A 24,810-nucleotide genomic window follows, 5' to 3' on the forward strand; every position below is an offset into this window, starting at 1 on the left:
ATAATTTGATCCCGACCGCGACCTAAGAATCTCATCCAGATTGTCGCAAGCGTCTCATCCTGATTGTCGCGCTATACGGTGTAGGACGGTCAAGTCGTGCGGCGCTTGCCGCTGATGCAAACGCGACATGGTTGATCCGTGACATACCAACCATCTCGGTCGACGAATGGCGAGTGCTGCTGGGCAATGTCGATGTCGTAGTAAACGCTGCCGGAGCCCTGCAAGACGGCGCGCGAGACGGTCTTGCAGCCATCCACGTCACGACAGTAGCTCGTCTGGTTGAGGCAACGAAGGACATTCCATTACGGATTGTCCAGATTTCGGCGGTTGGCGTTGGAGCTGAAGCACCAACGGAATTCTTTCGGTCAAAAGCGCGCGGCGACGAAATACTGGCGAGGAGCGGACGAGATTGCGTGATCCTGCGTCCAACGCTTGTTTTGTCGCCAGATGCCTATGGCGGCACAGCGCTTTTACGTGGCGTTGCTGGTTTACCGTTAATTTTGCCGCGTGTTTTGCCTCATGCTCAGGTGCAGACTGTTCATATCGATGATGTAACAGAGGCAGTAGTGGCAGCGGCGAGGAGAAAACTGCCATCCGGGCTTATTGCCGATCTCACCGAGCCTGAGGTTCGAGGCTTTTCCGAAATGGTCGACCACTTCAGGCAATGGCAGGGATTCTCGCCTCCGTGGTTGCGTCCAAAACTGCCCGCAGTGGTGCTGAAATCAGTGGGTAAGGGCGCTGATCTGCTCGGCTGGCTGGGGTGGCGATCACCGATGCGCAGCACTGGGTTACAGGCGCTTGCCGATGGGATACGAGGCGATCCGAGCGCGTGGCTTGAGGCGGGCGGTTACCCCTGTCGTTCGCTAGTTTCGACACTGAGAAGTCTGCCGTCCACGCGACAGGAACGGCTTTTCGCCCGGATGTACTTCATGCTGCCACTGGCCATCGCCACGCTTGCGCTGTTTTGGTGCTTGTCGGGGCTATTCGCATTAATATCTCCAATGCGCGCTATCGCTATTCTCGAAGGACATCACGTTCCGGCGTGGCTGGCGGGTATTACAGTCTATGGCGGCGCATTTGCAGATATCGGATTGGGCCTGGGTATCCTTTGGCGTTCGGCAACGCGCATGGCGACAGTCGGAATGATAGTGCTTTCGGCCTGCTATCTCTTCGGTGGTCTGGTGGTTGCACCAGATCTGTGGCTTGATCCTCTTGGACCGATGATCAAAGTGGTTCCAGCTATTGTTTTGGCAGGTATCGTTGCGATGATGCTGGAGGTGCGATGACCTATGATATTTTGCGCTTTCTGCATGTGATCGGTGCAACGGTCCTGCTTGGCACTGGCGCGGGTATCGCGTTTTTCATGGTCATCTCCAATCGCTCAGGAGATCCGCGGTTGATTGCCCATGTCGGTGGCATCGTCGTGTTGGCTGATACGGTTTTCACTGCAACTGCTGCCATTTTCCAGCCAGTCACCGGCTATTTGCTTGCACGTGAAGCAGGATGGCCTGTCCTGTCCGGTTGGGTTGGGCTTTCGTTGGCGCTCTACATCTTTGTTGGTGCATTCTGGCTGCCAGTTGTCTGGATGCAGATCCGGCTACGGAACATAGCGCGTCAGGCTGTTGTTGAAGGAAAACCGCTGCCGTCGGCCTATCACCGTCTCTATCGCTGGTGGGTTGCTTTTGGTTTTCCGGCATTTGCAGCAGTATTGGCCATTATATGGCTGATGCTGACCAAGCCTTCAATTTAAAGACCGGCATCCCGATAGAAGATGCAACGGGCTCTGCCATCTCGCCAGTCATCAAGGTCTGCGCCAATCCGGAAACCTGTCGCAAGCTAGCGGGAGACATGGATGTCGACGCTGGCAGAATCCTGGAGGGTCGCGCCACCCTAGACGAGGTCGGTAACGAAAGACTAGATCTCATAAAGAACGTGGCGCGCGGTGTAACAACCAAGTCGGAGCATCTGGGCCACCACGAGTTTATCCTGACCTACAAGATCTTTGAGCCGGTAGGCCCTGCTTGCCTGCCTACGATCGCGGCAAGGATGTAAGAGTGGCGGCTGAACCTCTCAAAAAGCGCCTAATTGTGGATTGAATCTCATGAGACTTGGCACAGGCCATAGAAACATCACACTCAATTTGCATGGTTTGCTACAAAAGCCTGCGGGCGGGACCGACCTGCTGCGCTCTTAGATGCCATCGTGTTCCTGATCGTGGGGCTGTGTTATGAAGACATTCGACGCCATATTCATCGGCGCAGGCCAAGCGGGGCCTTTTCTTGCTGCTCGCATGGCAGCTCAGGGTCGCAAGGTCGCACTTATCGAACGAAAATACCTCGGTGGCACCTGCGTCAATGCCGGATGCATGCCGACCAAGACGCTGGTCGCGAGCGCTAGAGCCGCGTATGTCGCCAGCCGAGCAGCGGAATTCGGTGTGACAATCGTCGGGCCCGTCGGCATTGATATGAAAACCGTGCAGGCAAGAGCCGAGAAAGTCATATTGAACGCGCGCAACAATCTCAAAACGTGGTTCGACGGACTCGATACGTTGACTGTCATACAAGGACAGGCACGGTTCGAAAACGCAACTACGATATGCGTCAATGGCGAGAGGATGACAGCGCCCGAGATATTCCTCAATGTCGGAGCGCGCCCCGTCATCCCCGATTATCCGGGCATTGATAAAGTGCCCTATCTGACTAGCACGTCGATCATCGAGCTTGATAGGCTACCATATCATCTCGTGGTCATTGGCGGTAGTTATATAGGGCTTGAATTTGCGCAGATGTATCGCCGATTTGGCGCCCAAGTCACCATTATCGAGCGCGGTTCCCGCCTTGCCCCGCGCGAGGATGATGACGTGTCGGAAGCTATCGCAAATGTTCTCCAAAACGAGGGCATCACTGTGTACACGAATACCAACATCGTTTCATTTGCCAACAAAGGGTCGGATATTGAAGTGACCACGGATCATGACGTGGTTCTCGGTAGTGACGTCCTGATCGCGACTGGACGAAAGCCCAATACCGACGATCTTGGCCTGGACACCACAGGCGTGGAGGTGGACAAACGCGGCTTCATCGTTACAGATGATACGCTGTCGACCAACGTCGATGGTATCTGGGCACTGGGCGACTGCAACGGACGGGGCGCATTCACACACACTTCCTATAATGATTTCGAAATCGTGGCGGCAAACCTGTTGGATGGGGCGGACAGAAAGGTGAGCGACCGCATTCCCGCCTATGCGCTCTATATTGACCCACCGCTCGGCCGGGTTGGTATGACCGAGCGAGATGCACGCGCATCCGGCAAAGACATTCTGGTTTCCGTACGGCCAATGAGCCGGGTCGGTCGCGCAATCGAACGTGCTGAAACGCAAGGTTTCATGAAACTTGTTGCTGATGCCGCGACAGGCCAGATACTTGGTGCTTCAATTCTAGGTATCGAGGGTGACGAAGCTATTCATGGTATCATCGACGCCATGAACGCACGCGTTTCCTATAGAGACTTAAAATGGGCTGTGCCCGTACATCCAACTGTTTCGGAACTGATCCCGACATTAATCGACGGTCTCAAATAGGATGGAACACGAAGCCGTTCCCGCATTTACTTGAGGTCATTAGGGTGCCAGACAGTGGCACTTCCGACGACGCAAACCCTTTCTGTTTACGGTAGATATCCGGCGCAGGCGCTGCGATTGAGATCTACCAAAAGTATCATGGTACACCGCTTCCAAAAGAAATCGTGGACGCGAAATAAGGCCTGCTTTGATGGCCGGCGCCGGGTGCACTTATCCGGCGCTTTATATACTTATAGTGCTTAATAATGCCTTCGCATCCGTTGGCCGGGCAGTTGCATTATCAGCGGCCGGCCATTTGGCGGATTCTGACTGGCAATGAGGCGGTTGTGCTAATGATGGCCGCTTGTCAACGTTCTTTGGCTGAACCAGATCGCCCGCTTCTGGCCCCAATTCGGCGATGGAGAGGAGCAGGTTGGCGGTTCATTTCCCTTTGAGGCGATTAGGTTGTGCTTTTATCGCGCTTCGCTCATTTTCTTCAATTGAACGGCACATATCTTCTCGATTTCGTCGATGAGCGCGTTCGCTTGCTTCAGAAGCCATCGCAGTGCTTCCTCGGTGATATCAAAATGCGGAGAATACCGCGCCTTCACGTAAGCTTCATTGACGATATTGAACCACGCTTTGTAACGCTGTTGATCTTGCGGCCATGCCTTGGCCAGTTCATTGCGTTGCCCTTCAGAGAGCCGACGCAGGAATTTCAGGTTGTGCGAAGACGGCGAGTAATTTGTTGTTACCAATAGAAAGGTGGAATAAGCCTGTTCTATCGCCTGATGAAGGATGAATGTTGCTTCTTTAATGTCGCCTTCCTCCAGAAGGTACCCCACAGTTTTTGCAAAAACTCTTGCATGCGGTAGCCGATCATCAAAATATTCTCTTGCAATACGATGGGCGTCTTCCGGATTGAGAATACCGGGTTGGGCGAGCGGCTCGGGATCGAGTTCGTAAAGTACAATGCCTTCTTTGCGGATGTCAGTGAAGAAATATCGCCCCTCCTTTATTCGCGTGTTCACCTCACGCAGCGAATGGACGATGAAGTTTACCGGTGTCTGCACGTCACGCAGGCGCATAAGCCGGTCTTCGGTTTTTCGCCAGAAATCAAAGTCCGCCAGTTTACGATTATTGACGATAATTAGCAGGTCAAAATCGGAACGGTAGCCTTTGCCGGTGTGCGGCTCATCCACCTGGGTGCCGCGTGCATAGGATCCGAACAAAATTGCCTTGACGATACGACCGCGCTTCTTGAACTCCGCCGCCCCCTCCTTGAGCCCATCCTCGAATTCCTCGAAAATTACTTCCAGCACGCGCTGCAACTCGCGCTGCTTTACGTGTGGCAAGTGATCGATACGGTCTTTCATCAGCACGGGCGCACCTGTCGGTCAAAAGTAAGGGCGAACTATTTCGAGCGTCGGCTTAAACTGCAAAATTCAACGACGTTGATCAAGAAAGTCTTTGCAAAATTTGTGAGATTTTATTCCTATGTGGTTCCGCCGACGAGATAGGAGTTTTCTCCATCGAACCAACAGCGCTTGTTTCCCTTTGTTGTTGCGCTCCTCGAAGTCTCTTGAATTTCATCTAAACCTTATATCCGATTGTTGCCACAACTATTTGATTCTGTTACAAGAGGGTGCATTCTCAAACAACACATGCCAGGGACGACGATACAGCGATTGCTGTTAAAAAAAGCCGTCATGCGGTCTCCACAACGTCCGGCTCTATTCATTGAACCCTCCGCCGGGCGCAGGAGGAATGCTTGTGTTGCAAATTTCGAATGTGAGAGCCGCCCGGGAACTTTTGCAGCAGGATGCTATCCGTTATGGCGCTGAAGACAGTCTGATTGTGGATGCCACGAGGCGAATCTATGCAGACACAGCCCCCACAGCTGCCGCGCTTTTTGCACTCGACGCCTGGTTCGAAGACGATCAGCGAAATTTTCAGTTCTGGACGCGGATTTTTCAGCGCCTCATGAATTGAAACTCACTGTAACGGGTCCGCCGACCGATCGAGGGCGTAGCCCCGACCCTGCACAGTTCTGATCAGGTTTGGACCATAGCGCGCCAATGAGCGCCGGATATGTCCGATATGAATGTCGACCGTACGGGGCTCGACCATAGCACCTTGACCCCATACAGCGTCGATAAGATCCTGCCTGCTCCATACAATTTCAGGCTTTTGCATGAGTGCTTCAAGTAAACGGAACTGCAACGGTGTGATATCGACGCGATGGCCGTTGCGAAACACCCTGAACTGCATGGGGTTCAGCAACAGGTCGCAATAGGTCAAAACAACCCTTGTGGCATCCGTAGTAGCGAAATTGCCTCGGTACCTTTGGAGAAATCCCAGCAAAACAAGTGGATCGAACGGAGGTTTCAGGACCAGATCCAATCGTTCATTAATCTGTAGTCCAGTATCGATATCACCCCTTGCCAGCAGAACCAACGCGAGACCTGGAAGCTTCCTCCTAAGGTGAACGAACTCGAAATGGTCAGCATCGCCACTATCCAATATCAACGCGCTTGGGCTCTGTTCGGCACCTGTCTCGGGAGTCGTCAATGCTTTTAGCTCTGAAAAGAGATCCGCATCGAACCCTTCAACCGAGAGTAGATGACGAAGCATCAAAAACAATTGCGCGTCCGATGTCTTTATAAGAACCTTCGACATAACATTCATCGTCCTGCTGAAGTGGTACTAGGGTGAAACGTATTCTCCCCCGTTTACATCGATCGTTGCGCCATTGATGAAGCCAGCGTTTTCCGACGCCAGGAAAGTGATCACCGCTGCTACATCGTCAGGGCATCCCAACCGTCCGACGGGGATACGTAAAAGCGCATCGCGATTTGCATCGGAATCAATCGGGCCAGTCATTTCGGTTAGGATATGTCCTGGCGCAACAATATTAGCCGTAACTCCGGTCCCGCCAAGCGTAGACACGAGAGAACGAAGGCAACCCGATAGCGCAGCTTTTGATGCGGTATAAGCGCTGCCAGCGAGCCTTGGTAACGTCCTGCCAGCAATAGAGCCAACTAAAACAATTCTCCCGAAGCGCCATTTAATCAGATCCGGTAAAACGCGTTGGCAACAAAAGACAGGTCCGATCAAATTGGTTGAAAGGACTACGTTCCATTCCTCGATCGACGTCTCGACAAACGCTGCAGCTTTACCATCCTTGGCTTTGGGCGATACGCCAGCATTACAGATCAGCGTGTCTGGCGAACCCCAATAGCTTCGCACCTCATCGAAAAAGCCGACAATTGCTGTCGGCTCATTTATGTCTACACTTCGATAAAAGATGGCATCTTCCCCGAATTGCGAAATGAGCATTTCGCCAGCTGCCGAGACTCGCTGAGGTGTCTGCCCGAAAAACGCTACTTTGTAACCTTCGCTAACCAATCGTCTAACCGTTGACAGCCCAATGCCTGAGCTGCCCCCGGTTACGACTGCTATACGCTCCCGCGCTCCAACCGTCATGCTGCCTGATCCATTGCCGCAAAAAGAGAAAGCGGAGGATGAGCGTCTTGATCGGTAATAACTTCGATGAGCGACGGTTTACCGCTTTCAATACTCAGACGTAACTGCTCCGATAAGTCAGCAGCATTATCGACGGTGGCAGATCGACATCCGCACGCTGAAGCAACTGCCGCGTGATCGACCGGTGCAAAATGGCACGCCGTCGTATAGCGGCCGAATTTCACGGTTTCCGCATCTTTCTGGAAGCCTAGCACGCCATTATTCAAGAGGACGACAGTGACGGGTAACTGCATACGCATCATCGTTTCCAGTTCCGCCCAGCTATGCGCAAATCCACCGTCTCCGACAATGGCAACCACCGGCTTGTCAGGACGAGCGGCCTTTGCCCCCATCGCAAGTGGTAGACCCCATCCAAGGCCAGCGAGCCCGCGCGGTGTAATGAATCTCGTGCCCACCTTGCGACAGCGCAACTGACCGACAACCCACATGGACGAATAGCTCGCATCCGCCACGATCGTCACGTCGTGGTCGAGCCAGGGCTGCAATTCCTGCATAACGCGCTCAGGCCGCATGGCGCCTGATCGGTCATCAAGAACTGGTCGGCGAGCTTCATCATATTCCGCCCAGAAACCGGCAATTCTTTCTTCATAATTGAGGCGAGGCATACTGCGCCGAAGGAAGTCTCGTTTAGACAATGTTTCGCACAAGGCCGTGAGCGTTTCGCGTGCATCGCCGTGCAAACGCAATGCCTCGTAATTGCGTCCGATCTCTCCGGGATCGATGTCAATGTGAATGACTTTCGCCGAAGAAGGAATCTGCTGCCAATTGTCAGTTCCGTTCTGATTGGTGCGTGTTCCGGCAAGGATAACCAGATCTGCTTCATTCATGAGGTGACGACTGTAGAAACCTAGCGAACGAGGGCCAGTCAGAGACCCTAGAACGCCAGCAGATAGAGGATGGAATTCGTCAACCACCCCTTTGCCCATATTCGTCGTGAACACAGGAAGGGAGGCTATCTCCTGAAGCCGAGCCAATGCTGCCGCTGCACCACCGGCATGAATACCGCCGCCAGCCAGCACAACAGGGGTTCGGGCTTCAGCAATAGTATCCGCTGCGGTCTGAATGAGGTCGTCCGATGGACGAAACCGGTCAAGCGGCCAGTAGCCAAGACAAGCAGTTCTCGGCTTATAAATCTTCGGAGCCGGGCAACGCAGCAAATCCGCTGGCAACAAAAGCGCAACCGGTCCCGCTCGCCCACTTGCCGCAGCGGTAAAAGCCGCATCAATGTAGTCATCGATGCGCTCGGCTACATTTAGTCGACGGACCCATTTTGTACAGGATTGGAAGAGGGCGATTTGGTCGATATCCTGAAAGGCGTTCTTGTCCGTTTGGTTTCGCTCGACATCCTGTACAAGCGCGACCACTGGAATACTCGCCTTCAAAGCTTCGGCTAGTGGCGGAACAAGCAGCGTCGCTGCGGGACCGTTCTGCGCCGCGACGACGCTCACCTTGCCGGAAACCCGGGCATATCCGTCCGCCATCGCTCCGCCCATATTCTCCTGACGATAGGCGATCTGGCGAATGCCGTGGGCTTCGGCTGCAAGAATAACAGCGGAGGGCAAACTTTGTGCGAAGATCACCTCCACACCATGGCGGACAAGTGCTTGTGCGATACGATCAGCAACGCTGTCTGTAATTGCGGCATGTTTCATGGATGGTCCTCCCGTACGGGGTTTTGTGCAAGGAAATCATCAAAAAGCGAGGCAATGAGGTCGATTTCATTTTCGCCCATCGGGGTGGATAGGCTGGCCGCGGCTCCAAAGGGCAACAGAACACCATTCCGGGCGAAATACCGTGTGAGTTCTCGCATGCACATGGTCTGATCAGGCGACATGATTGAAGCGCGATAATCAGTCGGCGCTTCACGTTTGGAATGAATGCGGAAGAGGGAAGCGGCTCCCGTGATCGAATAGGGAGCCTGCCGCGACTGAGCGATCTGCGAGAGACGCGAACGCAAGGCATCTCCTAGTTCTTCAAGCCGTGCGAAGGCATCGGGTGGCAATGCATTCATAGCAGCAAGACCTGCAGCCATGGAGACCGGGTTAGCGGAGAATGTCCCACCTTGCGGAACTGGTAGCTTACCGTCCCGCTTTTCGAAGACCGACATGACTTCTGCGCGCCCGCCGATGGCTCCAATTGGAAAGCCACCACCGATGATCTTGCCGGTTGCTATGAGATCGGGATTAAGACCGTAACGGTCCGAAGCCCCCCTGTAACCTTGCCGGATATTCAACACTTCGTCGGCGATCAGTAAAATGCCATGCTCTTGCGTGAAGGTTGTCAGTGCCTCGATAAATCCCTGGCTTGGCGCAAATAGCCCAGCGCGGCTAGGCATGGGATCAATCAAAATACCGGCGATCCGATGCGCGTGGCCTTCGAGTTTCGAAACAATCTCCTCCTTGTCATTGAACTGGAGCACGATCACATCGTCGCCAAGGCTGGACGGCGCACCATGATATCCTGGCCGTGCAACGTTTCGACCGGACCCGTTGTTGGGATAGGTGCCGGTTTGCCCCGTTTCAGCCCAATCATAACCCCCGTGATAAGCTCCCTCAAAGCGAACGATCGCAGAGCGACCTGTGAACGCTCGAGCGGCCTTGATTGCAAACATGACCGCTTCGGTCCCGCTGTTGACGAAGCGAACCTTTTCCATTGCCGGGATCCGCGAGATTAGCAATTCAGCCAGTGCGACCTCGTGTTCGGTCGGATTGGAAAAACAGGTTCCGTTACGCAATAGCCTAGCAACCACTTCCGCAACCGGTTCGAAGCCGTGTCCGTGTATAAGCGTGGTGAAGTTGTTGTTGAGATCCAGAAGACGGTTATCGTCCACATCAACCAGATAGGCGCCCTCACCACGTTGAATGTAAATCGGTGTTGGATCGATATCGATCGTGACGCGTGACACACCCTGCGGCAAAACCTGCAGGCCGCGGGCATAAAGACGTGACGATTCCGTTCTCTGCACCGGATCGCCGCGGTTTATTCTCGGACTAGGTATCATTGATTGGGCCTTTTAAACGCACATCAGCTAATGCTTTTGCGTTAGCTTCACAATTTTGTTGCAACAAAAATGCGAAAGGTCAAGCCCATACAACAAAAAACTATCTAGCCGAGGAGCGCGCTCGCGCCGCCTGGCGCAAGCGCCGATAGCCATCCCGAATGTCGTTCTCGAATGCGGCGCGCAGGGATGCGCCATCCTTGTCTTCCAGCGATTCAATGGCTAGCTGGTGGTTTCGAACGCCGTATTTTTCTTCAGCAAACTCTGGATAGAGATCGTAAAGTGATGGGCCAACCCTAAGCCAGGCCCCTTCGATCATGGATAAAAGCCGAGGCATTCCGGCCATTCCGTACACATGAAAATGGAAATCCTTGTTATGCCGCAAAACCGTCTCGTAAGCGCGACGATCCAGTGCATCGTTTATATAATTTTGAATATCTTTAAGTTTTTCAATATCTTCATCGGCAACCGAGTTAACTGCCAGCTGTGCCGCCAGCCCCTCCAGGGCAAGCCGAATTAGTGTGATCTCGCGCAAACTATCTTCATTTAAAACCGGTACGATTACAGTTTTCGGTCCCGAATAGACCAGCGCGCCTTCGCTGGTGAGCCGGTTGATAGCGTCCCGCGCAGGGGTGGAACTAAATCCGAGATCTTCCGCTACGGCTCGGACCGTAAGTTTCTTGCCGGGCTTATATTCGCCTCGTATCAGGCGCTCCTTCATTTCGCGGTATGCGACGTCGCCAAGACCCGGTGCCTGCCCTTCATTGGCCTGGTCCGGCAATTTTATCGCGCTCATCTAAGCCTCAATCCCTGTTGACACGCTGGAATTATGATGCAACAAAATGACCATGTAAAGTTTTTGCAAAGTTTTTGTCGCGTCATATTAGGTTTTAGCAGCGCGTACTCATAGAGTCACGCGGTAGCTGGATGAGCACGTCTATGCGTCTGGAACGTCAATGATGCATTTTGCATCGAGGACCGAATGCAAAGGCACAGATACCAACGTGGTTTCCGGAGGAGGAAAGATTGATCGGTCAGAAATTAATGCTTGCTGGCGTTCAGAAAAGATTTGGCGAAACCTGGGCTGTCCATGAAACCACGCTCGACATCCGGGCAGGCGAATTCGTTTCAATAATCGGACCGTCCGGATCAGGCAAAACGACTTTGCTCACCATGATCGCCGGCTTCGAACAACCGACGAACGGAAGGATTATTGTAGGAGACGTAGATATAACCACCCTGCCGCCCAACCGGCGTAACGTCGGCATGGTGTTCCAGAAATATGCGCTGTTCCCCCATCTGACGGTTCGGCAGAATATTGCGTTCCCGTTGAAAATGCGACGACTGGGTTCGAAGAAAGATATCCGGTCTCGCGTCGATGAGATGCTTGAGCTGATCAGACTCAATGACTTCGCTGACCGCTATCCAAACCAGTTGTCAGGTGGACAACAGCAGCGTGTGGCCGTCGCCCGCGCGCTGGTTTTTTCTCCGCCCGTCATCTTGATGGACGAACCGCTCGGTGCCCTCGACAAGAAATTGCGAGAGGCAATGCAGTTTGAGATCAAACGCATTCAGGAGAATCTCGGAGCAACAGTAATCTACGTCACCCACGACCAGGAAGAGGCGTTGACCATGTCCGACCGCATTGTGGTAATGCACGATGGCTGCGTCCAGCAGGTTGGTACTCCCTCCGAGCTCTATAACGAACCCAATAGAACCTTCGTTGCCGACTTCATCGGCTCTATCAATTTTATTCCGGCGACTTATCGCGGCAACAAAAACGGCAAGTGCATTCTGGATATCTCCGAACGTGTTGCTGTGGAGCTTGATGCGCTGCTTCATCCCAAACTGGCTCACAAATCTATCGGTTCCGAAATCAGGCTAGCCGTGAGGCCGGAACATGTCGGCATCTTTTCCGACCCGAAAAAGGGGCAACTGTCCGGAACTGTTGAGGCTTCCGTCTTTATCGGTTCGAGCACAGTTGTTTTGGTAAGGCTAGACGCATTTCCAGATATCGGCCTGCGTGTCCAATTGCCTGCAACAACATCGTCACCGGTGTTGCGAAAGAATAGCCGCGTCGGTGTAAACTTGGACACCCTCTCACTCCTGACTTTCGACCTTGAAACGAGGTTGGCCGCATGAGTTCGTCGTTTTCCGGTTTCGACACATTCCTTAGAGGAAGATCCGCAAGCCAATACCCGCCGGTAATATCGTGGTTTCTGGTACTACCATTATTAATTCTACTGCTCGTCGGCTTTATGTATCCGATCGGCCGACTCATCGCTCTTAGTTTTTCGGACGATGCAATAAGCTATGGACGCATTGTTGAGGGGAGTCTTTATCTCGATGTCCTGGCTTCCACGGTTGGCGTTGCGGTCGCTGTGACTGCCATTGGATGCGTGCTGGGCTTTCCTGTCGCTCTGACCATGGCAAGAGCAGGAAAGCTTGCAGGGATTATAGCGGCGATTTGCGTCTTCATTCCGCTCTGGACTTCGGTTCTTGTTCGCTCCTATGCCTGGATCGTCCTATTGCAGCGGAATGGGATCGTGAACGGGTTTCTCAGCGCCGTCGGTTTAACTGAACAACCCTTCAAGCTTCTTTACACGCAAGGAGCGGTGACACTGGCGATGGCACATGTTCTCATGCCTTTCGTTGTACTGCCTATCTATGCCGCGCTCAAAGCTATACCCAAGGACCTTGATCGAGCTGCTCTGAACCTAGGCGCAAATCCTTGGAAGGCTTTCTTCGTCGTCACATTTCCTTTGTGTCTTCCCGGGATCTTTGCCGGAGCCACCCTATGCTTTGTTTTGGCGCTCGGCTTTTACATAACGCCCGCTCTGGTTGGAGGGCCGGATTCCATGTTGATGGCGACGCTGATCGGTCAGGAAACAACTGTGACGCTGGATTGGCCCTTCGCTGCTGCTCTTTCAACTGTGTTGCTTGGCATGACAATTATCTTTGTCGCGTGCTTCCGGCGAGTACTAGCGCTCAATAAGGGGTTCGGAAGTGTCCATTAATCAGTGCTCTACAATCGGTTCGAGTCCGGAGACCGGGACTTCAAGAATGTCATTGAAAGGATGGCGCATGGGTAATCTCGCCTGGAAACTGTTCGCGGCCTTCTTCGTGAGTATCATCTTGTTGTTTCTCATTCTGCCCACGCTGATCATCGTCCCAATGTCGTTCAGCCAGACGGATTACCTGCAATTCCCGCCGCAAGGTCTGTCGTTGAGATGGTATGCTGCATATTTCGGCGACCCTGACTGGATGGCTTCAACATGGTTTAGTCTGAAAATCGCCTTGGCGACAGCCCTGACTTCTACCGTTGTGGGAACCATGGCGTCTCTCGCATTCGTTAGAGGCGAGCTACCCTTCAAGGGGGTTTTCCAGGTACTGACGATCGGCCCGATGATTGTTCCGCATATTGTTCTGGGTGTCGCCCTCTATCTGGTTTTTGCACCGCATCAATTGACCGGAACCTTTTCGGGATTTCTGGTCAGTCACACAGTCCTGTCGGTTCCATTCGTGATGATTACCGTAGTAGCGGCTCTACAGCGCTTCGACCCAGCATTGGAGCTTGCGGCCCTGAATTGCGGAGCAGGGCGTGGCAGAGCGTTCTTCCACATCACGTTGCCGATGATCGCCCCAAGTATCGGCGCCGGATTTGTCTTCGCCTTTCTGGCCTCTTTCGATGAGGCCACCGTGGCGTTCTTCATTTCGGATATCAATGGCAAAACGATCGGTAGAAAGATGTTTGAAGATATCGATTTTAACCTGACACCAACTATTGCAGCCGCCTCCACCGTGGTCGTCCTGGTGTCGATGTGCCTCATCGCATTGTCATTCGCGCTTACACGCAGCAAACAAAACTGAAAAACGGGGAGACAATCATGATAGTTCATAAAGTGACCGAATTCGTCTGCAGATCCATGACCGTCACGGCGATAACCTTTGCGGCAAGTGCGCACGCCGGTGCGACATCGGTCAATGAGGTCGTTATCGCATCGACTGGAGGTGCTTACGATCGGGCCCTAAAGGAAGCCTGGTTCGATCCTTTTACCGAGCAGACGGGGATTCGCGTAAGAATCGTATCAGCAACCAATTCGGAAATGCGGGCGAAAGCCTCAGCAATGGTCAAGGCCGGAAACGTTTCCTGGGATCTTTATCTTGATGGAGAAATCCAGTCGGAATCCGAGGCTCACCGACTTGTAACCGAAGATCTGAGCGAGTTTTGTAAAGCATTCGCTGACCGGCCTGATTTGCCCGAGAATGCGTGTGCGCCGGGCGGTGCTTTGCTCCAGTCGACCGCAACGTTGCTCGTCTACCGGAAAGAAAAGGAAGGTCGGCGGGAGCCGCGGACTTGGGCTGATATGTGGAATACTTCCGAGTTTCCAGGAGGCCGGGCATTCCCGAATTTTGACGATCCTTGGCGCGTGCTGGCCGCCGCACTGCTTGCTGACGGTGTGAAACGCGATGAACTTTTCCCTCTCGATGTTGATCGAGCATTCAAGAAGCTGGACGAAATCCGCCCAGCCGTCTCGTTGTGGTGGAAGAGCGGAGATCAAAGTGTCCAGGGGTTTCGCAACAACGAATATGCGCTCGGCCAAATCTGGCTTACCCGTGCACGTGCTCTGCAAGCTGAGGGGCTCCCGATCGGTTGGTCCTATGAAGCATCGTTCTTGGTTGGCGATCGCATTGCGCTAGTGAAGGGAGCGCCAAATCGGGAAAATGCACTCAAACTCATAGCTTTCTGGCTCGAAAATCCGATCGCCCAGGCAAAAGCTTGCGATGTCTTGGCCTGTACACCTCCGAGTACGGAAGCGATTGCAATGATGTCCGATGAAACCAGGAGTTTCATGCCGACGGCAACACAAGTTCGAGACACCGTCGTGGTTCCAGATGCCAAATGGATCAACGAGAATGCCAGGGTGTTACTGCAAAGATGGAACATGTGGGTTCGAGGTTGAACATCGCGAAAGTATGCAAACAGACGCCGGACCGTGTAGTTCCGGCGTCGTAATTTCGTCGAAACGTGCTGAACTGACCGCAAACGTGAAGCCCCTAGCGGTGCTGGAAACATCTCCCGAGTACATTCAACCTGTGGAGCGTAACCTTAAAGGTCAGATGATCCGGTAATCGGCGAACTCGTAGCCAAGGGCGCACGTCGTCCAATATAATCGATCAAATTATGATGTAACAAAAATATGATAATAATTCTCGATAATAGACTTTCAAACTTATTTTTATTGACGAATGTGCAATTTTTATTAACATTAATCATAACTGTAAAAAATTTGTCGCAACATTTATCTCATCGGAGAAAATTGATCGTGAATCTTAGCGTACCGATCTGCACAGAGAACCCACAGAACTACCTCATACTAAGTCACATTCTCAGTGTCGGCGGTTACATGCCAAGCCTCATGGACCTGCAAGCTTCATCGAACTTCGCAACGGAAGCAATTCCATATGCGATATTGTTTGATACAAGCGAGAACACGGAGCCCATTTGTGATGTCTGTGCTACCATCAAACAAAATCCCGCCACCAGAGGTATAATTCTCGTAGCGCTGACTAAACCCTGTAATTCAATGAATTTTCTTGATTTTTTACACGCTGGATTTGACGAAATTTTCCCTCATCCATTCGTGCCCGAGCGGGTTCTGTCCTTTTTACACGACCGGGAATCCATGCCACTGGAACGCAAGACACTGACGTCTGATCGTCGTGAACGTGTCCATATTGGCGACCTAAATATCCTGCCAGACGAAAGAATCCTGAGACTTGGGAGTCTGGAAATAAGGTTAACGCCCACCGAGTTTCGAATTCTGCGAGGGTTCATTGCCGCACCAGGACAGGTAATGAAGCGGGAGCAAATCATCAAGATCGGTTGGCCCGCGCATCACTATGTCCAACTGCGAACGGTGGACGTACATGTCGGCAATCTGAGGCGTCAGCTATGGAAATTGACCGGAAGGAACCTTATCCGAACAGTACATACGACAGGATATGCGTTCGAATTTTCACAATAAACTTATGAATGATATTAATGTAAATATTGTAATTAATATAAACTATAATTCTTCTTAACTGCTTTGTTGCGAATAATATTTCTTCCAGCTTTCATAATGGCACCACAATGGAGGATGTGATGCCAAGGAATCCGTTTGAATCATCTCAACGTCTATTTGGAACGGGTGCTCGCAATACTGCGAAGTTGATCGATATTGCTGGCTCTCATTTCGAAGCGGCTCACCTTCAAGGTGTTATGGCGCTTTACGCAGTCCCGAGAGAAGGGCGCCAGGTCCAGTTACTCGGTCGCAACGACAATGTCATTGATTTCGTCCGGTGTTCCTATCTCGGGCTGGACAATCATCCACGTATCGTCGGGGGAGCCATTGAAGCAGTTCGACAAAACGGTAGTCTACATTGGTCCTGCGCCCGGACAAGGCTAAACTTCGTACAGCTTGGCGAACTCGAAGAGGCGCTTTCGCAGCTCTTCCAGGCTCGCTCTATTACCTATACGACTGTATTAGCCGCCAACATGAGCGCACTTCCATTGGTTGCTTCTGGTCATCTGACTGGCGGTATAAAGCCAACGATGGTTTTCGATCGGTTTGCTCACGCGACCCTTGCCTACCACAAGAAAACAATGGCCGATGAAACCGCCGTTCAAACGATACCGCACAACGACTATGAAGCACTTGAGGATATCTGCAAAAAGAACCGAAGCGTCGCATACATTTGCGATGGCGTGTACTCTATGGGAGGCGGCGCGCGCATCGATGAATTGAAACAGCTGCAAGAAAAATACGGCTTGTTCTTGTACATTGACGATGCACATGGAGTATCCATTGTCGGTAAGGAAGGGCAGGGTTATGCGAGATCCCAATTCGATAACCTGGGAGACCGAACCATAATCGTCACATCGTTGGGCAAGGGATTTGGAGCATCTGGCGGGTTGCTGATGCTGGGAACCGCCCATCAGGAAAGTTTGTTTCGCCGTTATGCAATTGCACACGCATTCTCGGCATCACTCAATACAGCAGCTATTGGTGCAGCGTTGGCTTCAGCTGAAATCCATCGATCTCCAGAACTTGGGCAACGACAAGCCGCGTTGCAGGACAATATCGCACTTTTTGACAGACTAATGCCCACAGCCCAATCAGGATCCGAACTGCCGATCCGCATTATCCGTATCGGTGATGAAATGATATCAATTGGGTGTGCTCAGGAGCTTCTGAAACATAATTTCTACGCCTCAGCAATTTTCTTCCCTACGGTGGCCAGGGGAGAAGCAGGATTGCGTGTCTCCCTCACCGCCAGCCATCATGCGGATGAGATTGAGAGTTTTTGTAGCGCAGTCAAAGAGCTCCTGGTCGACAACGGCTAGCCCCAACTGCCTCGGTGCCGCGCAGAAGGGTTTCGATAGCCATCGCGTTATCAAGTCTCGTTCGCTCCGCGACATCTCACTTGCATGACGATCAGCCGTAACTGATCGATATGTTGGTTTAGTGAGGGCGACTGCAGAGGTGCAAGCAGTTCAGCGACCGTAATGGCGAAAGGCGCTCTGGGCGTCGGACCGTGAAAAAATCAGGGCTCCATGATGAAAAATCTTGCTCATAGACACCGTGCTGAAGCCTTCGTCCTCGTTTCGAACCCCGATGAGGCAGGCAAATTTCTACACACCGAATTCAGTGCACAATTTGTGTCGATCGACATTATTGGTCGTGAGAGCGTCATCGGTTTTGGCGACGGTTACGCGTTTCTGCGACCCCTCACAAATGGCCTTCACCTTCGGGTGGAGGCGGCGGACTTTGTTACTTTCGTTGGAATACGGTCTCTGCTCACTATCGGCCTCACTCTCAGCAAAAGGGGACCACAGGTGGGGTTTGACTGGATTTTTGAGAAGGAAACGCGTTCAAGTGAGATGATCGACGCACTGTGAGCGGCTGTCGCTCATCGGTCACATAAAGGAAGCCCTTCCGATTTGTCAGCGTTCCGATTGGCGATCCCTATTGCTCTGCGTTGAGAGCTTCATCGAGAAATCCGTTCCCTCTTGCTTCGACAAGAGTAATCAAAGGTAGACCCTTCAAATGGATAGTCGGGACAAAAATTCATTTAACTTATAATATATTTATATGTTAAATTACTCTGCGCCGGTGGAGCGGATCTGCTCGAATACGTTGCGTGCGAATTCAAACTGCCTCGCCGTTCCCCGACCCATCGAATTGCGCCCAAGCGTCTCGCTGAGGATGCCACGTTGCACCAGTTGTTCGACCGTTTCGATGACACCGCCGCGCGTCAATCCGGTAATTTTCATGATTGATGAAAGAGTTAGCGGCTCATGAGCCTGATGCATCATGTACAGTACATTTAGCATTCCGATCTGTTTGATACGCGATTGCGGCGATTCATCTTCAATCGGTTTTTCCAGAATTTCCCGAAGGCCAAAAAGAGCCAGCGCCTGGTTTTGCCATCGTTCGCTTAAATTGCTTGCCATTTTTTTAACTATCGATTATTTGCATAGTAATGGAGTTGAGGCGCAACGAGTTCTGACAACGTGCCCAACAACTAATCGGAGGATAGGAGGCATGAGCAAATTTCTCTTTCGTGGTGCCATCGCAGTTTTCGGACTCGGTGCATTATATCTCGGTTCCAGTCAAAACGCTCGTGCCGATGACTGGGGTTGTAAAGTTATCTTGTGCTTATCCAATCCCGGTGGACCTACGCAATATGCACAATGCCGTCCACCGGTGCAAAAGCTATGGCGGTGGCTTGCCAGAGGCAAGTCGTTTCCGACCTGCAGCAGCGCAGGGTTTCAGAGCTCACGTTCTCGCTACGAACCGTATTATTGTAATGACGGTTATCGCCTTACCGTTTCTTACGCTGATCGCAGACGCGTAGTATCTTGCGTCTCCACTTCGGCGCAGGCTGTAAACAGCATCCTATGCAAACATCGCAGCGAGCAGCTTCGCAATGACGATGGCCTGTTCGTTGATGCCAAATGGCACTACGAAAAAGGCTACCGTCAGTGCATGGGCCATAAAACTGCTCGACCTCTTGTTCGCGAAAAACCTAACTACATTGATGTAACGATCGACGGTGTCGGCAAGCAGAGGGTGTGGTTCTAGTCATGCCCGTATCGTTTGTCGATCTTGCCCACAACTGCGCGCCGTCCGTTGCTACCGAAACGCTTGCCGGTATTGTCAGCCTCGAAAGCCGTTTCGAACCATTTAACATCCGCATCAATAGCGGCCCTCCTTTAAAACCACAGCCGGCCTCAAAAGCCGAGGCGATAGAAGTCGCTGTTGCGTTGGCCACCGGGCATCAGGACATTCAGCTTGGTCTCGCGGGATTAGGTCTTGATGACCTCAGTAGGCTCAACCTCACGATCGCCGAAGCTTTCGATCCGTGTCTCAATCTGAAAGCGACTGCGACACTGCTTGACAGCACCTATCGTCGCGCGATCCGGGCCGGTGCCGATGAAACCGAGGCTGGGAAGATCATGCTTCAGTCATTCTACGGGGGCGGAGATATCTCTGCTGGTTCATCTGCCGAGTATGACAATCAGATTCAACGCGAGATCGAACGGTTGAAATCGACGAACGCGACTTTGACTGTCCACGGTCACCAAGATGGACAGCGTGCAAAAGGGTCCGCTGCCACTTCCGATGCCATCGTAGATGTTGTTGCCAAGAATTCCGGCCGGAAGGCCACCTCCGACGCCACCGCGCCTTCCTGGGATGTCTTCAAGTCCAGGCGTCAGTCGTCGGTCCTCGTTTTCCAGAACCAGCGTGGAGGAGAATAAAATGACCTATGGTTACCGAATGCGCTCGATTGCAACGTCCGCCATTATGACGACCGCAATTTTCGCAGCTCTGGTCGAACCGGCCTTCGCCCAGGCCGCAGGCATCGAGTCCATCCTTCAGAACATCGTCGATCTCCTCACAGGCAATATCTTCAAGTTGATCGCGACCATTGCGGTCATACTGATCGCAGTCGCCTGGATGTTCGGTTACATGGACCTGCGTCGCGCTGGCTACTGGATCATCGGAATCGGCGTGATTGCCGGTTCTTCCGAGCTTGTCAGCACGATTGTCGGGAGTTGAGGCAATGTCGATCTCAGGGCCAGCGCTTGAGGAAGACACCCTGTTCATTGCCTGCACCCGACCGGCCATGTTCGCAGGTGTCACCATGGAAGCCATGGGCATGAATGTCATCGCAACCACGATTTTCTATCTCGCAGCCGGTTCCGTCGCTTATGCGCTCGTAGGTGTGGTTTTTCATTGCATCTTCCGCGCGCTCGTCAGGCACGATTACAACATGTTTCGTATCGCCGTAGCCTGGGTCGAGACGCGTGGCCGGTCGCGAAACACCTCCCTGTGGGGTGGCAGCTCGATCACTCCGCTCAGTCTCTACCGCCGGTTTGACGAAAGGGATCTTGGTCTTGCCTGATATCGCAATCTTCAAATCCCGGGAGCCTGGTCCTGAAACCTTCATTCCTTACGTGCGTCACGTCGATGAAACGACAATCGCCTTGAACTCGCGTTCGCTCATGGCGATGATTGCACTTGAAGGCGTTTCGTTCGAAACCGCAGATGTTCTGGATATCAATGCTCTGCACCGCGATATCAACACGCTGTACAGGAACATTTCCGACGAGCGACTCGCACTATGGACCCATCTGATCCGTCGGCGTGACAAGACCTATCCCGACGGACAGTTTAAAGCGAAATTCTCCGCTCAACTCAACGAAAATTATCGCCAGCGAATGGTGAGCGAAGATCTTTTTCGAAACGATCTATATCTGACGATCGTCTGGTCACCGCTGCGCGATCCTGCCGAAAAAGCAGCAAACCTGCTTTCGCGTCTCGTCCGTGCGCGCAACGGCGATATCGAATTCGACCAAGAGGCGGTGAAACAACTCCGCGACAAGGCGGTGGACATAACAGCAGGATTGAAACGCTTCGAGCCGCGAGTGTTATCGCTGTACGATGCCGATGGCCTGCTTTTTTCCGAACCGTGCGAGGTCTTGCATCAACTCGTCGGCGGACGAAGGGAGCCGGTCCCGCTCACAGAGGGACGCATTGCCTCGGCGATCTATTCTGATCGTGTTATTTTCGGTCGGGAGACAATCGAAATCCGGCACGAGGCTGAAAGCCGTTTTACCGGGATGCTGAGCTTCAAGGAATATCCCGCTACCACGAAGCCGGGCATGTTGGATGCTGTCCTGATTAGCCCCTTCGAACTGATTTTGTCGCAATCCTTTTCCTTCGTCTCCAAGGCCGACGCCCGTACAATTATGGGGCGCAAGCAAAATCAGATGCTCAGCAGCGGCGACAAGGCTGCTTCACAGATCGAAGAGCTCGACGACGCCATGGACGATCTGGAATCCAACCGTTTTGTTCTCGGCGAGCATCATCTGACTCTGGCAGCGTTTGCCTCTTCAGTAAAAGAACTGAGCGACCACCTCGCAAAAGCGCGCGCAAGCCTCACCAATGGCGGTGCTGTTGTTGCGCGCGAAGACCTTGGTCTTGAAGCTGCATGGTGGGCTCAACTCCCCGGCAATTTCAGATATCGCGCGCGCTCCGGTGCAATCAGCTCGCGGAATTTCGCAGCATTGTCGCCGTTCCATTCCTATCCAGGCGGCCAGAAGGACGACAACGAATGGGGCGCTGCCGTCGCGCTCCTCAAAACTGCATCCGGTTCGCCATACTATTTCAATTTCCATTACGGTGATCTTGGCAACGCTTTCATTTGCGGACCATCGGGCGCGGGCAAGACCGTGTTGCTCAATTTCATGCTGTCCCAGCTTGAAAAGCACGATCCGCACGTGATCTTTTTCGACAAGGACCGCGGCGCCGCTCTCTACATCCGAGCTGCTGGTGGCACCTATCATCCGCTTAAAAACGGCGAGCCCACCGGTTGTGCGCCACTTAAGGCACTCGACCTGACGCCAGAAAACAAGATCTTCCTCGCAGACTGGATTGGAAAGCTGGTGGGGTCGTTGTCGGGGCAGTTGTCTGTCACCGAACTGCGCGACATTGCCTCCGCCATCGATGGGCTTGCGGATCTTCCGGTAGAACAACGTACGATCGGTGCGCTCCGGACTTTCCTCGACAATACGAACCCCGAAGGCATCGCCGCCCGGTTGCGCCGATGGGAGAGCGGAGGGCCGCTTGGCTGGGTCTTCGACAATGCCAATGAGGAAATCGGTTTCGGAAAATTCGGCTCAGGTGGAAAGTTGGTCGGGTACGATATGACCGACTTCCTCGATAATGAGGAAATCCGCTCGCCCTTGATGGCTTATCTTTTCTACCGCGTGGAGCAACTCATCGACGGTAGGCGCATTGTCATCGTCATTGACGAATTCTGGAAGGCTTTACAGGATGACGCCTTCCTCGACCTTGCACAGAACAAGCTCAAGACGATCCGCAAGCAAAATGGCCTTATGCTATTTGCGACGCAAAGCCCTCGCGACGTCATCAACTCATCGATCGCCCACACCATCATAGAGCAGTGTCCGACGCAAATTTTTCTTCCGAACGCACGCGGAAGCCATGCCGACTACGTCGACGGTTTCAAACTGACAGAACGTGAGTACGAGCTGATCGCACGCGAACTGAGCGTCGAAAGCCGCCGCTTCGTTCTCAAGCAAGGTCATAACAGCGTCGTCGCCGAATTGAACCTCCACGGCTTTGACGATGAACTCGCCATTCTTTCCGGTCGAACTGCAAATGTCGAACTTGCAGACGCAATTCGAAGTGAAGTCGGCGACGGGCTTGAAAACTGGATGCCCCTTTTCCAGAAACGAAGGAGTGCAAGCTGATGATTGCGGATAAAATTCGGTGTGTGGCCATTGTTGCGGCGCTGATCTTCTCAGCCGGGACTGCGAGTGGTGAAGGAATTCCTGTCATCGACAGAACATCAATCCTCAAGCACATGGAGAGTATCGCGCAACTGAAATCGCAACTCGATGCGCTCCATCAGCAGATCGAGCAGGCGCAGCAACTTTATGGTTCGCTCAACAAACTGACCGACATGGCCGATGTTGCCAGCGTTCTTAACGATCCGGTCATTCGCAAGGCGCTGCCTCCAGATTTCGCAGCCATTGAAAGCTTGTTCAAGGGCGACGGATCAGGCTCGATCGGACAATCTGCTTCAAAATTTCTCGAAGGCAATTCCCGCTATCGGACCGACGCCGACGATTACTACGCAAAGGAGTTATCGCGCATTCAGAACAATAATGCCGGGCAGATGAGTATAGGTCAGCAGATCTACGATGTAGCTACCAAACGCATCGACGGGATCGATGAGTTGCGAGAGAAAATATCTTCCGCCGGCGATGCCAAGGAGATCGCTGACCTCCAGGCCCGGCTTCAGGCCGAACAGGCATTCCTCCAGACAGATGTCTTGCGAATGGAAGGTCTGCAAATGCTTCAGCGCACACAAACCCGGGTCGACGAACAACGCAAGGCCGAAGACTGGCGCAAGCGCATGGATTCGATGAAAGCGGTATTGCAATGAAACGGCTTGTTTCGATTGCTGTCCTTGTCTGTGCGACTGGCTGCTCTGAAGAAAGAAATCCAACCCTTCCCGTTGAGGTGCTGATGGCGGACGAGACGCTGCTCAACCGCATCCTTGCTGAATGCCGCAATGATCCGGGCCAACTGCGCGGCACGCCAGGGTATGTGAACGCCGAAGCGGCGGACGGAAAACGAAGGCTACGGCAAGATGCGCGAAACGTTGGGGAATTGATGCGATGTATCAGGTGTTCGACTTCATCGACGGGCAGTTCAAACAACCACTGGAAACGTTTGTTTCGGATGGAACATTGAACATCGCACAATGGATAACAGGCCCGTTGACCGCTGCCGTCACCCTATACATCGTGCTTTATGGTTATCTGGTACTGCGCGGCTCGGTTAGCGAGCCGATCCTCGAATTCGTGTTCCGGGCGATCAAGCTCGCGATTATCGTAACGCTGGTCAAGAACGCCGGCGATTACCAGACCTACGTCACGAACGTTTTCTTCAATGTGCTCCCGCATGAAATTGCCGGGGCACTCAACTCTGGTCCGGCTCCAGGTGCCAGCACTTTTGACAGTCTTCTGGACAAGGGACAGGCGTCCGCCACCGACATCTGGTCGCGCGCTTCCTGGCCCATCGATATTGTTACAGGCGTTGCAGGAATTTTGGTGATCGCGGTGAGCTTTCTGGTTGCCGGCATTGGCTATGTCGTCTCGCTTTATGCGCGTCTGGCATTGGCAATCATACTGGCGGTCGGGCCCATCTTCGTTGCACTGGCTCTGTTTCAGTCCACAAGGCGTTTCACCGAGGCCTGGATCGGACAACTCGTCAATTTCGTCATTCTGCAAGTCCTCGTCGTTGCGGTGGGATCGTTGCTGATCTCGTGTATCGATTCCACCTTTACTGCCATCGATGCCTATTCCGACGTCCTCATGCGTCCGATTGCCCTTTGCGCAATCGGGATCGCCGCACTCTACGTTTTTTATCAACTCCCACATATTGCTTCGGCGCTCGCTGCCGGAGGCGCATCGCTTGCCTATGGTTACAGCACAGCGCGTGATGCTCATGAGGGTATGCTTGCGCGCAGCACCAGAAGTACCGGGCGCGCCCTTAAACGCACTGTTCGTCTAGTGGGCCGAACGGTTGGCCCCAGAGGTACGAACACATGACTTTAT

At 52.9% G+C, this 24,810-nt stretch carries 27 protein-coding genes; 20 read left to right on the forward strand and 7 right to left on the reverse strand.

The window, feature by feature from the left end; translation table 11 throughout:
• Positions 1-131 precede the first annotated feature (131 nt).
• The 4 genes from FG152_RS09780 (at position 132) to FG152_RS09795 (ending at position 3,583) form a co-directional block, all read left to right on the forward strand.
• Positions 132-1,286 carry an SDR family oxidoreductase gene (locus tag FG152_RS09780; protein ID WP_498986266.1) on the forward strand — a complete coding sequence of 385 codons (1,155 nt, stop codon included), beginning with the start codon at positions 132-134 and terminating at the stop codon, positions 1,284-1,286.
• Positions 1,283-1,750 (forward strand): DUF2269 family protein, encoded by a 468-nt coding sequence (locus tag FG152_RS09785; RefSeq protein ID WP_498986268.1) that lies wholly within the window; start codon positions 1,283-1,285, stop codon positions 1,748-1,750. Before FG152_RS09780 ends, FG152_RS09785 begins: the two co-directional genes overlap by 4 nt.
• Complete coding sequence (locus FG152_RS09790; RefSeq protein WP_498986271.1) at positions 1,720-2,052, forward strand: hypothetical protein; 333 nt, start codon at positions 1,720-1,722, stop codon at positions 2,050-2,052. The genes FG152_RS09785 and FG152_RS09790 overlap by 31 nt, the downstream gene beginning before the upstream one ends.
• Positions 2,053-2,227: 175 nt before the next feature.
• Positions 2,228-3,583, forward strand: coding sequence for an FAD-containing oxidoreductase (locus FG152_RS09795; RefSeq protein ID WP_498986275.1), 1,356 nt, complete (start codon positions 2,228-2,230; stop codon positions 3,581-3,583).
• Between the two features lie 452 nt (positions 3,584-4,035).
• On the opposite strand, the gene FG152_RS09800 is transcribed toward FG152_RS09795, so the two are convergent.
• Entirely contained in the window at positions 4,036-4,938 is a 903-nt protein-coding gene (locus FG152_RS09800) for a nucleotidyltransferase and HEPN domain-containing protein (RefSeq protein ID WP_498986278.1), read from the reverse strand.
• 391 nt (positions 4,939-5,329) lie between these two features.
• Between FG152_RS09800 and FG152_RS09805 the strand changes: the two genes are divergently transcribed.
• Positions 5,330-5,554 carry a Y4oE-related protein gene (locus FG152_RS09805; RefSeq protein WP_006472023.1) on the forward strand — a complete coding sequence of 75 codons (225 nt, stop codon included), beginning with the start codon at positions 5,330-5,332 and terminating at the stop codon, positions 5,552-5,554.
• 3 nt (positions 5,555-5,557) lie between these two features.
• On the opposite strand, the gene FG152_RS09810 is transcribed toward FG152_RS09805, so the two are convergent.
• The 5 genes from FG152_RS09810 to FG152_RS09830 form a co-directional block, all read right to left on the reverse strand.
• Positions 5,558-6,241, reverse strand: coding sequence for a winged helix-turn-helix transcriptional regulator (locus tag FG152_RS09810; protein WP_498986281.1), 684 nt, complete (start codon positions 6,239-6,241; stop codon positions 5,558-5,560).
• Positions 6,242-6,268: 27 nt separating this feature from the next.
• Positions 6,269-7,048 (reverse strand): SDR family NAD(P)-dependent oxidoreductase, encoded by a 780-nt coding sequence (locus FG152_RS09815; RefSeq protein ID WP_029928361.1) that lies wholly within the window; start codon positions 7,046-7,048, stop codon positions 6,269-6,271.
• Positions 7,045-8,760: an acetolactate synthase catalytic subunit gene (locus FG152_RS09820; protein ID WP_498986285.1), complete on the reverse strand. Its 1,716-nt coding sequence runs from the start codon at positions 8,758-8,760 to the stop codon at positions 7,045-7,047. The genes FG152_RS09815 and FG152_RS09820 overlap by 4 nt, the downstream gene beginning before the upstream one ends.
• Positions 8,757-10,109, reverse strand: coding sequence for an aspartate aminotransferase family protein (locus FG152_RS09825; RefSeq protein WP_439710823.1), 1,353 nt, complete (start codon positions 10,107-10,109; stop codon positions 8,757-8,759). Before FG152_RS09825 ends, FG152_RS09820 begins: the two co-directional genes overlap by 4 nt.
• Before the next feature lie 100 nt (positions 10,110-10,209).
• Positions 10,210-10,902, reverse strand: a complete 693-nt coding sequence (locus tag FG152_RS09830; RefSeq protein ID WP_498986288.1) for a GntR family transcriptional regulator — start codon at positions 10,900-10,902, stop codon at positions 10,210-10,212.
• 230 nt (positions 10,903-11,132) lie between these two features.
• Here FG152_RS09830 and FG152_RS09835 point away from each other — a divergent pair, with 230 nt between their 5' ends.
• The 7 genes from FG152_RS09835 (at position 11,133) to FG152_RS09865 (ending at position 18,051) form a co-directional block, all read left to right on the forward strand.
• Positions 11,133-12,248, forward strand: a complete 1,116-nt coding sequence (locus FG152_RS09835; RefSeq protein ID WP_498986291.1) for an ABC transporter ATP-binding protein — start codon at positions 11,133-11,135, stop codon at positions 12,246-12,248.
• Positions 12,245-13,123 (forward strand): ABC transporter permease, encoded by an 879-nt coding sequence (locus FG152_RS09840; protein ID WP_498986293.1) that lies wholly within the window; start codon positions 12,245-12,247, stop codon positions 13,121-13,123. Before FG152_RS09835 ends, FG152_RS09840 begins: the two co-directional genes overlap by 4 nt.
• Before the next feature lie 67 nt (positions 13,124-13,190).
• Complete coding sequence (locus tag FG152_RS09845; RefSeq protein ID WP_273794265.1) at positions 13,191-13,976, forward strand: ABC transporter permease; 786 nt, start codon at positions 13,191-13,193, stop codon at positions 13,974-13,976.
• A gap of 56 nt (positions 13,977-14,032) precedes the next feature.
• Positions 14,033-15,070, forward strand: a complete 1,038-nt coding sequence (locus FG152_RS09850; protein ID WP_498986554.1) for an ABC transporter substrate-binding protein — start codon at positions 14,033-14,035, stop codon at positions 15,068-15,070.
• 363 nt (positions 15,071-15,433) lie between these two features.
• The gene (locus tag FG152_RS09855; RefSeq protein ID WP_498986298.1) at positions 15,434-16,135 is read left to right on the forward strand and encodes a winged helix-turn-helix domain-containing protein; all 702 of its coding nucleotides are present in this window, start codon (positions 15,434-15,436) and stop codon (positions 16,133-16,135) included.
• Positions 16,136-16,254: 119 nt separating this feature from the next.
• A complete protein-coding gene (locus FG152_RS09860) occupies positions 16,255-17,496 on the forward strand; it encodes an 8-amino-7-oxononanoate synthase family protein (protein ID WP_498986301.1) in 1,242 nt (413 codons plus the stop codon).
• A gap of 210 nt (positions 17,497-17,706) precedes the next feature.
• Positions 17,707-18,051 (forward strand): hypothetical protein, encoded by a 345-nt coding sequence (locus tag FG152_RS09865; protein ID WP_498986303.1) that lies wholly within the window; start codon positions 17,707-17,709, stop codon positions 18,049-18,051.
• Positions 18,052-18,252: 201 nt separating this feature from the next.
• Here the strand turns inward: FG152_RS09865 and FG152_RS09870 are convergent, their stop codons facing one another.
• Positions 18,253-18,606, reverse strand: coding sequence for a transcriptional regulator (locus FG152_RS09870; protein ID WP_498986306.1), 354 nt, complete (start codon positions 18,604-18,606; stop codon positions 18,253-18,255).
• A gap of 91 nt (positions 18,607-18,697) precedes the next feature.
• Here FG152_RS09870 and FG152_RS09875 point away from each other — a divergent pair, with 91 nt between their 5' ends.
• The 8 genes from FG152_RS09875 to FG152_RS09910 are packed head-to-tail and all read left to right on the forward strand — an operon-like array spanning position 18,698 to position 24,804.
• Complete coding sequence (locus FG152_RS09875; protein WP_498986309.1) at positions 18,698-19,237, forward strand: hypothetical protein; 540 nt, start codon at positions 18,698-18,700, stop codon at positions 19,235-19,237.
• A gap of 2 nt (positions 19,238-19,239) precedes the next feature.
• Positions 19,240-19,914 carry a lytic transglycosylase domain-containing protein gene (locus FG152_RS09880; RefSeq protein ID WP_498986311.1) on the forward strand — a complete coding sequence of 225 codons (675 nt, stop codon included), beginning with the start codon at positions 19,240-19,242 and terminating at the stop codon, positions 19,912-19,914.
• A 1-nt stretch (position 19,915) separates the two neighbouring features.
• Positions 19,916-20,215 carry a TrbC/VirB2 family protein gene (locus FG152_RS09885; RefSeq protein WP_025091600.1) on the forward strand — a complete coding sequence of 100 codons (300 nt, stop codon included), beginning with the start codon at positions 19,916-19,918 and terminating at the stop codon, positions 20,213-20,215.
• Between the two features lie 4 nt (positions 20,216-20,219).
• On the forward strand, positions 20,220-20,561 hold the full coding sequence (locus FG152_RS09890; RefSeq protein WP_010660275.1) for a VirB3 family type IV secretion system protein: 342 nt from the start codon (positions 20,220-20,222) through the stop codon (positions 20,559-20,561).
• Positions 20,554-22,935 carry a VirB4 family type IV secretion/conjugal transfer ATPase gene (locus FG152_RS09895; protein WP_498986314.1) on the forward strand — a complete coding sequence of 794 codons (2,382 nt, stop codon included), beginning with the start codon at positions 20,554-20,556 and terminating at the stop codon, positions 22,933-22,935. Before FG152_RS09890 ends, FG152_RS09895 begins: the two co-directional genes overlap by 8 nt.
• Positions 22,935-23,633 carry a P-type DNA transfer protein VirB5 gene (gene virB5 / locus FG152_RS09900; protein WP_151614543.1) on the forward strand — a complete coding sequence of 233 codons (699 nt, stop codon included), beginning with the start codon at positions 22,935-22,937 and terminating at the stop codon, positions 23,631-23,633. Before FG152_RS09895 ends, virB5 begins: the two co-directional genes overlap by 1 nt.
• Positions 23,630-23,944, forward strand: coding sequence for an EexN family lipoprotein (locus FG152_RS09905; RefSeq protein ID WP_498986320.1), 315 nt, complete (start codon positions 23,630-23,632; stop codon positions 23,942-23,944). The genes virB5 and FG152_RS09905 overlap by 4 nt, the downstream gene beginning before the upstream one ends.
• On the forward strand, positions 23,869-24,804 hold the full coding sequence (locus tag FG152_RS09910; protein WP_151607143.1) for a TrbL/VirB6 family protein: 936 nt from the start codon (positions 23,869-23,871) through the stop codon (positions 24,802-24,804). The genes FG152_RS09905 and FG152_RS09910 overlap by 76 nt, the downstream gene beginning before the upstream one ends.
• Positions 24,805-24,810 lie beyond the last annotated feature (6 nt).

This window comes from Ochrobactrum sp. XJ1, from assembly GCF_024701725.1.
Taxonomy (GTDB): domain Bacteria; phylum Pseudomonadota; class Alphaproteobacteria; order Rhizobiales; family Rhizobiaceae; genus Brucella; species Brucella anthropi.

What these genes read in the sequence shown, in the direction of transcription:
- FG152_RS09795 (WP_498986275.1), top strand. Translation starts at nt 2,228, where the DNA reads ATGAAGACATTCGACGCCATATTCATCGGCGCAGGCCAAGCGGGGCCT.
- FG152_RS09815 (WP_029928361.1), bottom strand. Translation starts at nt 7,048, where the DNA reads ATGACGGTTGGAGCGCGGGAGCGTATAGCAGTCGTAACCGGGGGCAGC.
- FG152_RS09880 (WP_498986311.1), top strand. Translation starts at nt 19,240, where the DNA reads ATGCCCGTATCGTTTGTCGATCTTGCCCACAACTGCGCGCCGTCCGTT.
- FG152_RS09850 (WP_498986554.1), top strand. Translation starts at nt 14,033, where the DNA reads ATGACCGTCACGGCGATAACCTTTGCGGCAAGTGCGCACGCCGGTGCG.
- FG152_RS09870 (WP_498986306.1), bottom strand. Translation starts at nt 18,606, where the DNA reads ATGGCAAGCAATTTAAGCGAACGATGGCAAAACCAGGCGCTGGCTCTT.
- FG152_RS09890 (WP_010660275.1), top strand. Translation starts at nt 20,220, where the DNA reads ATGTCGATCTCAGGGCCAGCGCTTGAGGAAGACACCCTGTTCATTGCC.
- FG152_RS09875 (WP_498986309.1), top strand. Translation starts at nt 18,698, where the DNA reads ATGAGCAAATTTCTCTTTCGTGGTGCCATCGCAGTTTTCGGACTCGGT.
- FG152_RS09905 (WP_498986320.1), top strand. Translation starts at nt 23,630, where the DNA reads ATGAAACGGCTTGTTTCGATTGCTGTCCTTGTCTGTGCGACTGGCTGC.
- FG152_RS09865 (WP_498986303.1), top strand. Translation starts at nt 17,707, where the DNA reads ATGATGAAAAATCTTGCTCATAGACACCGTGCTGAAGCCTTCGTCCTC.
- FG152_RS09885 (WP_025091600.1), top strand. Translation starts at nt 19,916, where the DNA reads ATGACCTATGGTTACCGAATGCGCTCGATTGCAACGTCCGCCATTATG.
- FG152_RS09860 (WP_498986301.1), top strand. Translation starts at nt 16,255, where the DNA reads ATGCCAAGGAATCCGTTTGAATCATCTCAACGTCTATTTGGAACGGGT.
- FG152_RS09785 (WP_498986268.1), top strand. Translation starts at nt 1,283, where the DNA reads ATGACCTATGATATTTTGCGCTTTCTGCATGTGATCGGTGCAACGGTC.
- FG152_RS09805 (WP_006472023.1), top strand. Translation starts at nt 5,330, where the DNA reads ATGCTTGTGTTGCAAATTTCGAATGTGAGAGCCGCCCGGGAACTTTTG.
- FG152_RS09820 (WP_498986285.1), bottom strand. Translation starts at nt 8,760, where the DNA reads ATGAAACATGCCGCAATTACAGACAGCGTTGCTGATCGTATCGCACAA.
- FG152_RS09830 (WP_498986288.1), bottom strand. Translation starts at nt 10,902, where the DNA reads ATGAGCGCGATAAAATTGCCGGACCAGGCCAATGAAGGGCAGGCACCG.
- FG152_RS09845 (WP_273794265.1), top strand. Translation starts at nt 13,191, where the DNA reads ATGGGTAATCTCGCCTGGAAACTGTTCGCGGCCTTCTTCGTGAGTATC.
- FG152_RS09810 (WP_498986281.1), bottom strand. Translation starts at nt 6,241, where the DNA reads ATGTCGAAGGTTCTTATAAAGACATCGGACGCGCAATTGTTTTTGATG.
- FG152_RS09790 (WP_498986271.1), top strand. Translation starts at nt 1,720, where the DNA reads ATGGCTGATGCTGACCAAGCCTTCAATTTAAAGACCGGCATCCCGATA.
- FG152_RS09910 (WP_151607143.1), top strand. Translation starts at nt 23,869, where the DNA reads ATGTATCAGGTGTTCGACTTCATCGACGGGCAGTTCAAACAACCACTG.
- FG152_RS09840 (WP_498986293.1), top strand. Translation starts at nt 12,245, where the DNA reads ATGAGTTCGTCGTTTTCCGGTTTCGACACATTCCTTAGAGGAAGATCC.
- FG152_RS09800 (WP_498986278.1), bottom strand. Translation starts at nt 4,938, where the DNA reads ATGAAAGACCGTATCGATCACTTGCCACACGTAAAGCAGCGCGAGTTG.
- FG152_RS09825 (WP_439710823.1), bottom strand. Translation starts at nt 10,109, where the DNA reads ATGATACCTAGTCCGAGAATAAACCGCGGCGATCCGGTGCAGAGAACG.
- virB5 (WP_151614543.1), top strand. Translation starts at nt 22,935, where the DNA reads ATGATTGCGGATAAAATTCGGTGTGTGGCCATTGTTGCGGCGCTGATC.